This window comes from Streptomyces sp. NPDC037083 (genome assembly GCF_055606485.1).
In genome coordinates this window covers 327,905-340,211 of record NZ_JBVJSQ010000010.1, presented here as the reverse complement: position 1 = coordinate 340,211, position 12,307 = coordinate 327,905, and the positions used below count along the sequence as shown (strand labels likewise).

Annotated in this window: 11 protein-coding genes and 1 pseudogene; 2 read left to right on the top strand and 10 right to left on the bottom strand. The window is 72.4% G+C overall.

Annotated elements, in window-relative coordinates; genetic code table 11:
• Positions 1–231: 231 nt before the first annotated feature.
• Complete coding sequence (locus tag ACZ7DE_RS26900; protein ID WP_470765451.1) at positions 232–666, bottom strand: ATP-binding protein; 435 nt, start codon at positions 664–666, stop codon at positions 232–234.
• Between the two features lie 116 nt (positions 667–782).
• On the bottom strand, positions 783–1,124 hold the full coding sequence (gene bldG, locus ACZ7DE_RS26895; RefSeq protein WP_009189842.1) for an anti-sigma factor antagonist BldG: 342 nt from the start codon (positions 1,122–1,124) through the stop codon (positions 783–785).
• 81 nt (positions 1,125–1,205) lie between these two features.
• Between bldG and ACZ7DE_RS26890 the strand changes: the two genes are divergently transcribed.
• Positions 1,206–3,791 (top strand): DEAD/DEAH box helicase, encoded by a 2,586-nt coding sequence (locus ACZ7DE_RS26890; protein ID WP_470765449.1) that lies wholly within the window; start codon positions 1,206–1,208, stop codon positions 3,789–3,791.
• Here the strand turns inward: ACZ7DE_RS26890 and ACZ7DE_RS26885 are convergent.
• From ACZ7DE_RS26885 to ssd, 7 genes and pseudogenes are all read right to left on the bottom strand, one after another.
• Positions 3,691–4,128: pseudogene (locus tag ACZ7DE_RS26885) on the bottom strand (Rv3654c family TadE-like protein); the annotation flags it as partial. The gene ACZ7DE_RS26890 and the pseudogene ACZ7DE_RS26885 overlap by 101 nt on opposite strands.
• Positions 4,129–4,217: 89 nt before the next feature.
• A complete protein-coding gene (locus tag ACZ7DE_RS26880) occupies positions 4,218–4,661 on the bottom strand; it encodes a TadE family type IV pilus minor pilin (RefSeq protein ID WP_470765532.1) in 444 nt (147 codons plus the stop codon).
• A 16-nt stretch (positions 4,662–4,677) separates the two neighbouring features.
• Positions 4,678–4,887 carry a DUF4244 domain-containing protein gene (locus tag ACZ7DE_RS26875; protein ID WP_470765530.1) on the bottom strand — a complete coding sequence of 70 codons (210 nt, stop codon included), beginning with the start codon at positions 4,885–4,887 and terminating at the stop codon, positions 4,678–4,680.
• A 280-nt stretch (positions 4,888–5,167) separates the two neighbouring features.
• Complete coding sequence (locus ACZ7DE_RS26870) at positions 5,168–5,950, bottom strand: type II secretion system F family protein (RefSeq protein WP_470765447.1); 783 nt, start codon at positions 5,948–5,950, stop codon at positions 5,168–5,170.
• A 112-nt stretch (positions 5,951–6,062) separates the two neighbouring features.
• On the bottom strand, positions 6,063–6,923 hold the full coding sequence (locus ACZ7DE_RS26865; RefSeq protein WP_470765445.1) for a type II secretion system F family protein: 861 nt from the start codon (positions 6,921–6,923) through the stop codon (positions 6,063–6,065).
• Positions 6,920–8,239, bottom strand: coding sequence for a TadA family conjugal transfer-associated ATPase (locus ACZ7DE_RS26860; protein WP_470765444.1), 1,320 nt, complete (start codon positions 8,237–8,239; stop codon positions 6,920–6,922). Before ACZ7DE_RS26860 ends, ACZ7DE_RS26865 begins: the two co-directional genes overlap by 4 nt.
• Positions 8,236–9,348 carry a septum site-determining protein Ssd gene (gene ssd / locus ACZ7DE_RS26855; RefSeq protein ID WP_470765443.1) on the bottom strand — a complete coding sequence of 371 codons (1,113 nt, stop codon included), beginning with the start codon at positions 9,346–9,348 and terminating at the stop codon, positions 8,236–8,238. The genes ACZ7DE_RS26860 and ssd overlap by 4 nt, the downstream gene beginning before the upstream one ends.
• Before the next feature lie 574 nt (positions 9,349–9,922).
• Here ssd and ACZ7DE_RS26850 point away from each other — a divergent pair.
• Entirely contained in the window at positions 9,923–10,756 is an 834-nt protein-coding gene (locus tag ACZ7DE_RS26850; RefSeq protein ID WP_470765442.1) for an HAD family hydrolase, read from the top strand.
• Positions 10,757–11,392: 636 nt separating this feature from the next.
• Here the strand turns inward: ACZ7DE_RS26850 and ACZ7DE_RS26845 are convergent.
• On the bottom strand, positions 11,393–12,217 hold the full coding sequence (locus ACZ7DE_RS26845; RefSeq protein WP_470765441.1) for a Fic family protein: 825 nt from the start codon (positions 12,215–12,217) through the stop codon (positions 11,393–11,395).
• Positions 12,218–12,307: the final 90 nt, after the last annotated feature.

Genomic DNA, 12,307 nt, shown 5'->3' with positions numbered 1-12,307 from the left:
AATTCGCCTTCGCACGCAAAACCCGCACGGTAATGCCTTCAGGGCATTGGCGGTCGTGAATTGGTTCACGACATTCGCCGCAAGATTCACTTCACCAGGATTCCGATATTCCAAGATTCATTTCACGGAACCACTGTAAGCGCGGTCACCGAGGTCCGCACATGCCGAAGGGCCCTACGAGGTAGGGCCCTTCGGTTACGTACGTCTTCGGGTGCGGCTCAGGCCGGCGGCTCAGGCCGACGTCGTCGCGGTCGCCGACGCGCTCGGCCAGGTCATACGGATCTGCCCGCCGTGTTCACCGGCGGTGACCTCCACGTCGTCGACGAGGCCGCTGATGACCGCGAGGCCCATCTCGTCCTCCTCGGCCTCGGCCTCCGCCTCCGCGCCCGAGGCCGCCCGCTCACCGGGCACCGCGTGGGGCGCCTCGTCGCCGACCTCGATGGAGAACTGCTTCTCCTCCTCGATCAGCAGCACCTTCACCGGCGCGGTGATTCCGCCGATCTGGTGCAGTCCGACGGCACGGGTACAGGCCTCGCCGACGGCGAGTCTGACCTCGTCGAGGACGGCCTCGTCCACCCCGGCCCTGCGCGCCACCGCTGCCGCCACCAGTCGGGCGGTCCTGACGTGCTCGGGCAGCGCGCTGAAGCGGAGTTCAACGGTGGCCATACGTCCCCCTCGGAACTACGGGCGTGCTGTCGGGAGGGCCGGGCCGCCTCAGCCCAGACCCCCCTCATTGTTCGACCAGCCGTGCCGGGCCGCGCAGGGCGGCCCGGGACGGAGGGTCAGTCGGTGGCAGCGACCGCTTCGTCGACCGAGGTGTGAATCGGGAACACCTTGGTCAGACCGGTGATGCGGAAGATCTTCAAAATACGCTCCTGGTTGCAGACCAGGCGGAGCGAGCCCTCATGGGCACGCACCCGCTTCAGTCCGCCGACCAGCACGCCGAGCCCGGTGGAGTCGAGGAAGTCCACGCCCTCCATGTCGACGACGAGGTGGAAATTCCCGTCGTTCACCAGCTCGACCAGCTGCTCGCGCAACTTGGGCGCGGTATATACGTCGATTTCGCCACCGACCTCGACGACCGTACGATCGCCGACGGTACGGGTCGACAGGGACAGGTCCACGGATCCTCCAGCACCTTGCTATCGAGCGGTCGCCCCTCGGGACACCTGGGCAGGAGCCCCCGGGACGGTACGCCAGCCGCGATGGCATTCAATCACTTACCGGCAGGCGTGCACGACGCCTTGGCTCCATTGTCCGTCACGCCAGTGACACACTCGGTGCCGATGGCCAAGAATCACCGATCCGATCGACCCTCGTCCGAGGCCGCGCCCCGCCTGCCTCCGGGCGAGATCCTGGACCGGCTCGCCCCGGGACCGAGCCGGGCGTCGCGCATCACTCATACGGAGCACTTGCCCCCGCGCGCGGGCCGCCATGCCGTCTGGCCGGACCGGATTCGTTCCGAGGTCATCGCGGCCGTGCAGGCCTGCGGCATCGAACACCCCTGGGCCCACCAGGCCCGCGTCGCCGAGCACGCCCTGGACGGCGAGTCGGTGGTCGTCGCCACGGGCACCGCCTCCGGCAAGTCCCTGGCGTACCTCGTGCCCGTCCTGTCGGCCCTCCTGGACGGTTCCGAGGCTCCGAACGGCCGCGGGGCCACCACCCTGTACCTGGCCCCCACCAAGGCCCTGGCGGCCGATCAGTGCCGCTCGGTGAAGGAACTTTCACAACCTCTCGGCAACTCCGTACGGCCGGCCGTGTACGACGGCGACACTCCGTTCGAGGAACGGGAGTGGATCCGCCAGTACGCCAACTACGTCCTCACCAATCCGGACATGCTGCACCGGGGCATCCTCCCGTCCCACCCCCGCTGGTCCTCCTTCCTGAAATCCCTCAAGTACGTCGTCATCGACGAGTGCCACACCTACCGCGGTGTGTTCGGCTCCCACGTCGCCCAGGTGCTGCGCCGCCTCCGGCGTCTGTGCGCCCGCTACGGCGCCTCTCCCGTCTTCCTGCTGGCCTCCGCGACGGCCGCCGAGCCCGCCGTGGCCGCGGGCCGCCTCACCGGCCTCCCGGTGGTCGAGGTCGCCGACGACGCGTCACCCCGCGGTGAACTGGTGTTCGCCCTCTGGGAGCCTCCGCTCACCGAGATGATCGGCGAGAAGGGTGCACCCGTTCGGCGTACGTCCACCGCCGAGACCGCCGATCTGCTGACCGACCTCGCCGTCCAGGGCGTGCGCACCGTCGCCTTCGTCCGCTCCCGGCGCGGCGCCGAGCTGATCTCGGTGATCGCCCAGGAGCGCCTCGCCGAGGTCGACCGCTCGCTGGCCCGGCGTGTCGCGGCCTATCGCGGCGGCTACCTCCCCGAGGAACGGCGCGCCCTGGAGCAGGCCCTGCACTCGGGCGAGCTCCTGGGCCTCGCCGCGACCACCGCGCTGGAGCTCGGCATCGACGTCTCGGGACTCGACGCCGTCCTGATCGCCGGCTACCCGGGCACCCGCGCGTCCCTGTGGCAGCAGGCCGGGCGGGCTGGACGGGCAGGGCAGGGCGCGCTGGCCGTCCTCATCGCCCGCGACGACCCCCTGGACACATTCCTCGTCCACCATCCGGAGGCACTGTTCGACCGTCCGGTGGAATCGACGGTCCTCGACCCCGACAACCCCTACGTCCTCGCCCCGCACCTGTGCGCGGCAGCCGCGGAGCTCCCGCTGACCGACGAGGACCTGGCCCTGTTCGGCCCCGAGACCGAGGGACTGCTGCCGCAGCTGGAGGCCGCGAAGCTGCTGCGCCGCCGGACCAGGGCCTGGCACTGGACCCGCCGCGAGCGGGCCGCCGACCTCACGGACATCCGCGGCGAGGGCGGCCGACCGGTCCAGGTCGTCGAGGCCGGCACGGGCCGGCTGCTCGGCACGGTGGACGCCGGCGCCTCCCACACCACGGTCCACGAGGGCGCGGTCCACCTCCACCAGGGCCGGACCTACCTGGTGCGATCCCTGGACCTGGAGGATTCCGTGGCCCTCGTCGAGGAGGCCAACCCGCCCTACTCGACGGTCGCCCGCGACACGACGTCGATCTCCGTCCTGGAGACGGACGTCGAGATCCCCTGGGGCATGGGCCGGTTGTGCTACGGCTCCGTCGAAGTCACCAATCAGGTCGTCTCCTTCCTGCGTCGGCGTGTCATCACCGGTGAAGTCCTCGGCGAGTCGAAGCTCGACCTCCCTCCTCGTACGCTGCGCACGCGCGCCGTGTGGTGGACCGTCACCGAGGACCAGCTCGACGCGGCCCGGATCAACCCGGAGATCCTCGGCGGCGCCCTGCACGCCGCCGAACACGCCTCCATCGGCATGCTGCCCCTCTTCGCGACCTGCGACCGCTGGGACATCGGCGGCGTGTCGGTCCCCCTCCACCCCGACACCCTGCTCCCGACGGTCTTCGTCTACGACGGCCATCCCGGCGGCGCGGGCTTCGCGGAGCGCGCCTTCCACACGGCCCGCGCCTGGCTGACCGCCACCCGGCAGGCCATCGCCTCCTGCGAGTGCGACGCCGGCTGCCCGTCCTGCATCCAGTCCCCCAAGTGCGGCAACGGCAACGAACCGCTGCACAAGAGGGGGGCGGTGCGACTGCTCACGGAACTGCTGCGGGAGGCTCCCGACGAGAAGGCCCGGGAAGCGGCTCAGGAGACGAAGGAGGCGGAGGAGACGGAGAAGGTGAAGGAGGCGGAGGAGGCAGAGTCGGCGGAGGCAGAATCGGCGGAGGCGAGACCGCGTCCGCCGGGCCCGCCCGCGCCCTGACCTCGGCGGTGAACAGCCCTCGCCCCGAGGCCGCCGTCACGTCCGAGATCTCGCCGACGACCGCGCACCGCACCACGCGCGCCCCCTGAGCCCGGGCCACCCGGTCCGCCCGGGCACAGGCCTGCGCGACACCGTCCGACCAGTGGTCGGCCGCGGCGAGCGCCGCAAGATCGGCGCCGCCCGCGGCCCGGTGCCGGACCGCCACCGCCTGCCCGAGCGCGAGCACGACACCGAACACCACACACAGCACGGCCATCGCCCCGAGGCTCCAGACGGTGGCAGAGCCGCGATCCGCGTCCCCGCGGCCCCGGCCGAGCCGCCCGGCGCGACCCTGCACGAGTCGCCAGGCATATCGCTGAGCTCGTCGGTGGGCACATCGCTGGGCCAGCCGGTGGGCCAGTCGGTGGTGGGACCGTTGCCGGGCGCTCATGACCCCGCCTCCGAACCGGGGCCCGGGCCCGTCACCGGTCGTCGCGGCTCCTGTACCGCCCCGGGGCCGTCCCCTGCCGCACCCGCGGCTTCCTCTGCCGCCGCCACGGCCTCCTCCCTCACCTCGAAAGGCAGCCCCCGCAACGCCGGCGGTTTCGCCGCCACCACCACGCGGACCTGGTCACCCTCACGGCTGACCGTCACCTCCGCCCCGCGCGGCGCCGTCGCCCGGGTCACCTCGAGGACCTGGTCCGTCGGGTCCTGCCGGGCCGCCGCCCGGGCGCCGGCCCTGGCCGCGTCCACACACCGGATCTGAGCGGCCATGACGAGCAGCCCCCAGACCAGCGCCATCGCGAACGCCACCAGTACCGGCAGCACCACGGCCGACTCCGCCGTCACGAACCCCCCGTCCCCGCCGAACACCGACCGACGCCGGCACAGAGGCCCCCCGCCGCGCTCACGCGCCCGCACTGAGGGCCTGCCTCACCAGCGCCGTCAGCTGAGCGGAGACCACGTCGCTCGTCACCACCTGGTGGAGGAGCACCGCGAAGCCGACGGCCGCCACGATTCCCATCGCGTACTCGGACGTCACCATCCCCGCGTCCTTCCGTGCCGCACGCGTCCTGCACATCAGGGCACACAGCCGCGCCCGTACCGCCTTGTACATCTCAACCCCCGTGAGGTTCGTTTCCGTTGATCGCTGTTGGTCGTTCATGCGTTGCTCGTCCTGCACTGCTCGTTCACGCAGCCCGGGCTTGCGCTGTTCGTTCGCTCACGCAGCGCGGCTCGCGCTGCTCGGCGGATCGCCGTCGTCTGCGCTCTGGGCTCTGGGCTCTGCGCTCTGCGCTCAGTCGGAGGCTCGCCTCAGCCCAACTCACGCTGCTGCCCTGGGTGTTCGCGCTCGTCGCGCATCCCGCACCCCGCACCGCGGTCTCAGCGCCCTGTCATCACCCACCCCCTCCCATCACCCCGCCCGCGAGTCCGATGACAATCGGGAGTACGCCGACCGCGATGAAGGCGGGCAGGAAGCACAGCCCCACCGGTACGGTGACCATGACGGCGGCCCGCCGGGCCCGTGCCGTCGCGGCGCGCGCCCACTCGGCACGGGTGTCGGCGGCGAGTCGGGCGACCGGTCCGGCCGCCGGCAGGCCCGAGACGTCGGCCCGCTCCAGCAGTGCGGCCAGGGCCGCCGCCCCCGGTGTCGCGGCCAACCTCCGCCATGCGGTGGCCGGTTCGCCGCCGAGACGCACCTCGGCGGCACCACGCGCCAGCCCCTCCCCGATGGGGCCGCCCAAGGCTTCCCCCACGGCCTGCGCCGCGTCCACCGGACCGGCGCCGGCCGCGATGCAGGCGGCCAGCAGGTCGGCGGCCAGCGGAAGTTGCCGTTCGGCGAGGCGGACGTCGGCCTCGCTCACCGCTGCCGCCGCCCGCTGCCGGCGGCGCCACCGCCCGAGCGCCCCCGCGCCGACCAGCCCCAGTACAAGTCCGGTCACACCGCCGACCAGGGCCCATCCGGCACCAGCCACCACCACCTCGGGAAGCCATCTCTGTACGGCCCCCAGCACGGTGGAGCGTCGGGCCTCCGGCTCCCGTACCGACGCCAGCAGCTCGGCCACGCGTCGCCGTGCCCTGCGTCGGCGTCGCTCGGCCTTCAGCCGACGTCCCAGCCACCAGAGTGCCGTGACGATCGCCACGGCCGTCCCCAGCCTGTGGACGACTTCCCCGCTCATGGCGCCTCCTTCCTCGTCCTCCGCGCCGTGTCCCTGCCGTCCAACGTCCACGCGGTCACCGTCGCCGACGCCTGCGCTGTCGGCGTCCACGTCTGCGCCCACCGCGGCCCCATCACGTCGCCTCCGCGTTGCGCACGATCCGCAGGGCCCACCACGCGCCCGCCCCCGCCAGCAGACCGCCGACGAGCAGGCAGCCGAGCCCCGCTCCGGTGTGCAGCAGGACGTGCAGCGGGTCGGCCCCGAGGGCGGCGCCCAGCAGGAGGCCCAGGACCGGCAGGCCCGCGAGCATCACCGCCGTGGCGCGAGGACCTGCCAACTGGGAGCGCAGGTCGGCCCGTTGGTCCCGTTCGGCACGCAGCGCCTCTTCGAGGCGGTCGAGTCCGGCGGCGAGGCCCGCGCCCCGGTCCACGGCCACCCGCCAGCAGGCTGCGAGCCCCAGGAGTCCCTCCGCCCCGGGCTGCCGCGCGGCGACCACGAGAGCCTTGGACACGTCTCCGCCGAACCGTGCCGCCGCCAGCACCGAGGGCTGCGCCGTGCCCAGGCCGCCGGAGTCCCGGGCGGCCCGCTGCAACGCCTCCCCGGGCTGCCGACCGGCAAGGACCTCCCCCGCCAGCGCCGCGCACAATGCGATGACCGCGTCTCCTCGGCGGTCACGCACCCGCCGCGCGTCGGCGGCGCTCCGCGCCCGTCGCAGCAGCGGCACTCCGGCCGCCCCCGCGACGACCGGCAGGACCGAGCCGCCCATCACCGCCAGGACCAGCCCGGCGACCGGTGCCCACCACTCGGGCCGCCACAGCCCTCGGAGTCGTTGCAGTTCGTCGGTCAACTGCCGCCACGAAGGGGGGCCGATACCGACCGTCCCGCCGCCGGCGACCATCAACTGCGCCCGCCTGGCTCCCGAGTGCGGCCCGCCGATCAACCAGGCCGCCGCCCCGGCGCAGGCCACGGCCGCCGCCACCGGCATCTCACTCATCGCTCCCGCCCCTTCTCATCGTCCTCACCGCTTCCGCCCCTTCCTCCGCCCTCACCACTCCCGCCCCTCTCGCCTCCGCGCTCTCTGCTCCCGCCCCTCTCTCGTCCGCTCTCACTGCTCCCGCCGCTCTCTTCGTTGTCCTCGCTCCGCAGCAGCTCCCGCAGCCGCTTCCACCCCCGCTCGTAGGCGAAGGCGCCGGCCCGCCACCGCAGCGCCGGCACGGTCCGCACCAGCCCGCACGGGTCCCGCTCCAGCACGTGGACCTCGTCGATCCGCCGCCGCCCGGCCGAGTCGCGCACGAGGTGCAGGACCACCGCAAGAGCTGCCGCCAACTGGCTGTGCAGCGCGGCCCGATCGAGCCCGGCCGCGGTCCCGAGCGCCTCCAGGCGAGCGGGGACGTCCGCGGCGGCGTTGGCGTGGACCGTGCCGCACCCGCCCTCGTGGCCCGTGTTGAGCGCGGCCAGCAGATGGACGACCTCCGGCCCGCGCACCTCACCCACGACGAGCCGGTCCGGGCGCATTCGCAGGGCCTGTCGCACCAGGTCCTCCAGCGTGACGAGACCGGCTCCCTCCTGGTTGGCGGGTCTGGTCTCCAGGCGGACCACGTGCGGATGATCCGGACGCAGTTCCGCCGAGTCCTCCGCGAGGACGATCCGCTCCCCCGGCCCGACCAGGCCGAGCAGCGCGCTCAGCAGAGTCGTCTTGCCACTGCCGGTACCGCCGCTGACCAGGAAGGACAGCCGCGCCCGCATCAAGGCCCGCAGCACTGCGTCCCCGCCCGGCGGAACCGTGCCCGCGGAGACCAGTTCGTCGAGCGTGAACGCGCGGGGCCGTACGACGCGCAGCGACAGGCAGGTGCAGCCGACGGCGACCGGTGGCAGGACGGCATGCAGTCGTGTTCCGTCGGGCAGCCGGGCGTCGACCCAGGGCCGGGCGTCGTCCAGGCGCCGTCCGGCCACTGCGGCCAGGCGCTGTGCGAGACGTCGGACGGCTGCCGCGTCCGGGAAGGAGACGCCGGTCGGTTCCAGGCCGCCGCCCCGGTCGACCCAGACCCGGTCCGGGCCGGACACCAGCACGTCGGTCACCCAGGGGTCTGCCAACAGCGGTTCCAGGGGGCCGCTGCCGATGAGTTCGGATCGCAGCTGTTCGGCGGCGCCGAGCACTTCCGCGTCGCCGAGCACCCGACCCTGTTCGCGCAAGGCCTGCGCCACGCGCGCGGGGGTCGGTTCGGCCCCGCTCTCCGCGAGCCACTGCCGTACGCCGTCGAGCAGTGTCCCGGTCCCCCTCGCCCGTTCGAGCGCGGACGGCGTGGTCATGAGGCACCCGCTTCGGTCAACGCCCGCTCCCAGAACTCCTTGCAGAAACGGGCGAGCGGGCCGCGCGCGCTCGCGCCCGGCGGTGCCTTGCCACCGTCCGGCCTCAGCAGCCCCGGCTCGACGGGCACCTCACCGGCCAGCGGCAGCCCGAGCAGCCTGGCGACCTCGCTGTCGTCGAGTCCGGGGGCGTAGGGGCCGCGTACGGCCACCCGCAGGTCGCGCAGCACCATGCCGACGGCGGAGGCCACGCGCCCGCCCGCCGCGACGGCGCGCAGTTCGGCCGGGACCACGAGGAGCCCGAGGTCGAGCTGGGTCAGGACCTCGGCGACCCCGTCGTCGATGCGGCGCGGAAGGTCGACGACGACCGTGCCGCCCCGGCGCCGGGCCGCCGCGAGCACCGCGCGGATCGCCTGGGGCGCGATGGCGACGCAGTCACCCCGGTCCCAGCTGAGCACCCGCAGAGCGTGCAGCCGGGGCAGCGACTCCTCCAGGGCGCCGCCGCCGACCCGGCCGCGCGAGGCGGCGAACGCGGGCCAGCGCAGGCCCTCGGCGCTCTCGCCGCCGAGCAGCACGTCGAGTCCGCCCCCCAGTGGATCGGCGTCCACCAGAAGGGTGCGGAGTCCCTCACGCGCGGAGGTGACGGCGAGGGCGCACGCGAGCGTGGACGCTCCGGCGCCGCCGCGGCCGCCGATCACACCCACGGTGAGCGCGGGCCGGCCGACGCCTTCGGCCACGTCGGCGATGCGGTCGACCAGCCACTGTTCGCCGTCGGGCAGCATCAGGACGTGGTCCGCACCGATCTCCACGGCGCGCTGCCAGACTCCCGAGTCGTCCTGGTCGCGCCCGACGAGGACCACTCCGCGTCGTCGGACCGCCCCTCGTACCCGGCGTGCGGCGTCGTCGCCGACCAGGACGAGCGGCGCGGACTCCCAACTGCCCCGGCGCTCCGGCACCGTGTGGTGCACCTCGGGTGTGGCGCCGGCCGCTGCGCACAGGCGTAGCAGGTCGTCGAGGAGGTCAACGTCCTCCGTGACGATCAATGGCTTGCCCGGCCGCCCTCCGAGAGTGGGCGGCGGGTCGTGTGTGACGGCTCCGGTCACGATTTCCATCCCCCTTCGCCACGGGTCGCGCAGTCAACTGCGGCCCCGCGATTCCCAAACGTGTGGAGAACCGGCATCCGGCCTCCAAATGAACGGCCGTTGGAAACCGGCCGTGGACGCCCCGCAGACGGAACCGGCCATGTGAAGTCGGCACCGGCGGACGCGTTGGAATCACGGTGCAGCGAACCGGGAAATAATGTGGATCTTGGTGGATAACTGTGGATGAGCGCGCACTTGTGAATATCGCCATCACCCACACCGGTGAGCCGTGCACAGCCTTCGTGTGCGACTTCCACAGAGCAGTCCGACGACTACACACGGTGACGAGCAGTGGGCATGCGAAAGGGGCGGCCGACGCCGCCGCGATGCGGCGTCAAGGCCGCACAGGGAACGGAAAAACCCACCCGGACATGCGACGACCCCCGCCGGGGGGGAGAGCGGGGGTCGTCTCCACGGCCGACTCGGGGGGGGAGGAGCCGGACCGGGTTAGCACGGTCGCGAACGATCCGTGACTTCCATGGTGTACCCGAGAGCCCTCTCAGGCAAACCCACGCGCCAACCTTACGCCGAATGGGCTGCCCCTATGCTCTTGGTTGTGGAAAACCACTCCTTGCCCCGCACAGCGGCCTTCTTTGACCTGGACAAGACGGTCATTGCGAAGTCGAGCACGCTCACCTTCAGCAAGTCCTTCTACCAAGGCGGTCTGATCAACCGCAGGGCGGCCTTGCGTACCGCATATGCCCAGTTCGTCTTCCTCGTCGGCGGCATGGACCACGACCAGATGGAACGGACCCGCGAGTACCTGTCCGCCCTCGTACGCGGCTGGAACGTCCAACAGGTGAAGGAGATCGTGGCGGAGACCCTTCACGACCTGATCGACCCGCTGATCTACGACGAGGCCGCCTCCCTGATCGAGGAGCACCACACCGCCGGCCGTGACGTCGTCATCGTCTCCACGTCGGGCGCCGAGGTGGTCGAGCCGATCGGCGAACTGCTCGGTGCGGACCGCGTGGTCGCCACGCGCATGGTGGTGGGCGAGGACGGCTGCTTCACCGGCGAGGTGGAGTACTACGCGTACGGTCCGACCAAAGCGGAGGCGATCAAGGAGCTGGCCGAGTCCGAGGGGTACGACCTCTCGCGCTGCTACGCCTACAGCGACTCCGCGACCGACCTGCCGATGCTGCAGGAGGTGGGGCATCCGCACGCCGTGAACCCCGATCGGGCCCTGCGTCGCGAGGCCGTGGCGCGCGGGTGGCCGATTCTGGACTTCCACCGTCCTGTGCGCCTGAAGCAGCGGATCCCCTCCTTCTCCGTACCGCCCCGCCCGGCACTGGTCGCGGCCGCGGCCATAGGAGCGGCGGCAGCGACGGCGGGCCTCGTCTGGTACGCCAGCCGGCGGCGTACGGCGGCGGTCTGACGCGGCCGCACCCAACGGGTCCCCAGGTCCGAGCGAAGGCGAGTCGATGCGCCGCCGACGCTCCCCGCCGGTCGATACGTCGCCGACGCTCCCCGCCGGTCGATACGTCGCCGACGCTCCCCGCCGGTCGAAGCGCCACCGGCCACTCCTCGTCGGCCGAGTCCGCCACCGGCCATGCGCAGGCAGTCGAGGCGTCGGCGGTCGAGGCGTCGGCGGTCGAGGCGTCGGTGGGGGCGCACGCGGTCGAACGCCTCGCCACCACCCCATCTCGCCGGTTTAAAACCCGTTTGGGCGCAAAAGCAAAGAAGTGGTGCCAGCACTTCCGCTTGTCCGGGTCCTGGAGTACAAAGGACTTAACGGCCCGCGAGACCAAGGACATCCGAGAGGATCACCTTAATAACGCATTTGGCCCCACGGACCGCGCATGACCACTGGGCACCCACGCGACGTCGACCCGTCGATTACGGGCCAGCCGCACCAGGTGACGGGCGAAGTTCCCGACCTGATGGGCAATACATCGAGGACGCTTGGTAACCGGGTGAGCATGCCAGCGGCGGTACGAGAACTCGTACCGCCGCAACCCTTTGTACGGCCCTCCACGTGGGGGCCGTATTTCGTGCCACGCGCGTGTGGCCGTTACGCCGCGCCGCGCTGCAACGCCTCGCACACCGCCGTCGACTCGCGAGCGCCCAGTTCCACTGCCCTGCCGCAGTGGGCGATCCACGCCGCCATGCCGTCCGGGGTGCCGGACACGTAGCCGTCCAGAGCCGCCAGGTAGGCCGCCCGCCCCAGTTCGGCGTGTCCCACCTCGGCCGGGCAGACCGACTTGGGGTCGAGACCCGCGCCGATCAGGACGATGCGTTCGGCGGCCCGGGCGACCAGGCCGTTGTAGGAGGTGAAGGGCCGCAGGGCCAGAAGCTCGCCGTGGACGACGGCGGCCGTCACCAGAGCGGGGGCGGACCCACCCGCGATGATCAGCTCCGACAGCCCCTCCAGGCGGCCGGCCAGCTCGTCGGCGCCCGGCAGCGGCAGCTCGATGAGAGGCTCGTCGACCTCCTCCCCGGCCTGCCGGGGACGCCCGACCTCGTCGCCGTTGCTCGCAGCGGCCACCAGGTGCAACCGCGCCAGCACCCGCAGCGGCGACTGCCGCCAGATGGACAGCAACTGGCCCGCCTCGGCGGTCAGCCGCAGTGCGGCGCCCATGACCCGGGCCTCGTCGTCGACACCGAAGTCGCTGCGCCGACGCACCTCCTCGAGCGCCCAGTCCGCACCGGACAGCGCCGCCGAGCCGCGGGCCCCGCGCAGGGCCGCCTCGGAGGTGATCTCGGTGCTGCGACGACGCATGACACGGTGCCCGTAGACCCGGTCCACGGCCTTGCGCATGGACTCCACGGACTCGGCCACACCGGGCAACGAGCCCAGGGCCGCAAGCGGATCGGCGGACGCGCCTGTCGTACTCATGAGTACGACATTACGCAACCCACCCCCACACCCCACGAAGGAGTGGTCTTCTTCACGCACCACTGTCACCTAAAGCTAGGACTTCACTAC

What these genes read in the sequence shown, in the direction of transcription:
- ACZ7DE_RS26860 (WP_470765444.1), bottom strand. Translation starts at nt 8,239, where the DNA reads ATGACCACGCCGTCCGCGCTCGAACGGGCGAGGGGGACCGGGACACTG.
- ACZ7DE_RS26875 (WP_470765530.1), bottom strand. Translation starts at nt 4,887, where the DNA reads ATGTACAAGGCGGTACGGGCGCGGCTGTGTGCCCTGATGTGCAGGACG.
- ACZ7DE_RS26900 (WP_470765451.1), bottom strand. Translation starts at nt 666, where the DNA reads ATGGCCACCGTTGAACTCCGCTTCAGCGCGCTGCCCGAGCACGTCAGG.
- ACZ7DE_RS26845 (WP_470765441.1), bottom strand. Translation starts at nt 12,217, where the DNA reads ATGAGTACGACAGGCGCGTCCGCCGATCCGCTTGCGGCCCTGGGCTCG.
- ACZ7DE_RS26870 (WP_470765447.1), bottom strand. Translation starts at nt 5,950, where the DNA reads ATGAGCGGGGAAGTCGTCCACAGGCTGGGGACGGCCGTGGCGATCGTC.
- ACZ7DE_RS26865 (WP_470765445.1), bottom strand. Translation starts at nt 6,923, where the DNA reads ATGAGTGAGATGCCGGTGGCGGCGGCCGTGGCCTGCGCCGGGGCGGCG.
- ACZ7DE_RS26890 (WP_470765449.1), top strand. Translation starts at nt 1,206, where the DNA reads ATGGCATTCAATCACTTACCGGCAGGCGTGCACGACGCCTTGGCTCCA.
- ACZ7DE_RS26850 (WP_470765442.1), top strand. Translation starts at nt 9,923, where the DNA reads ATGCTCTTGGTTGTGGAAAACCACTCCTTGCCCCGCACAGCGGCCTTC.
- ssd (WP_470765443.1), bottom strand. Translation starts at nt 9,348, where the DNA reads ATGGAAATCGTGACCGGAGCCGTCACACACGACCCGCCGCCCACTCTC.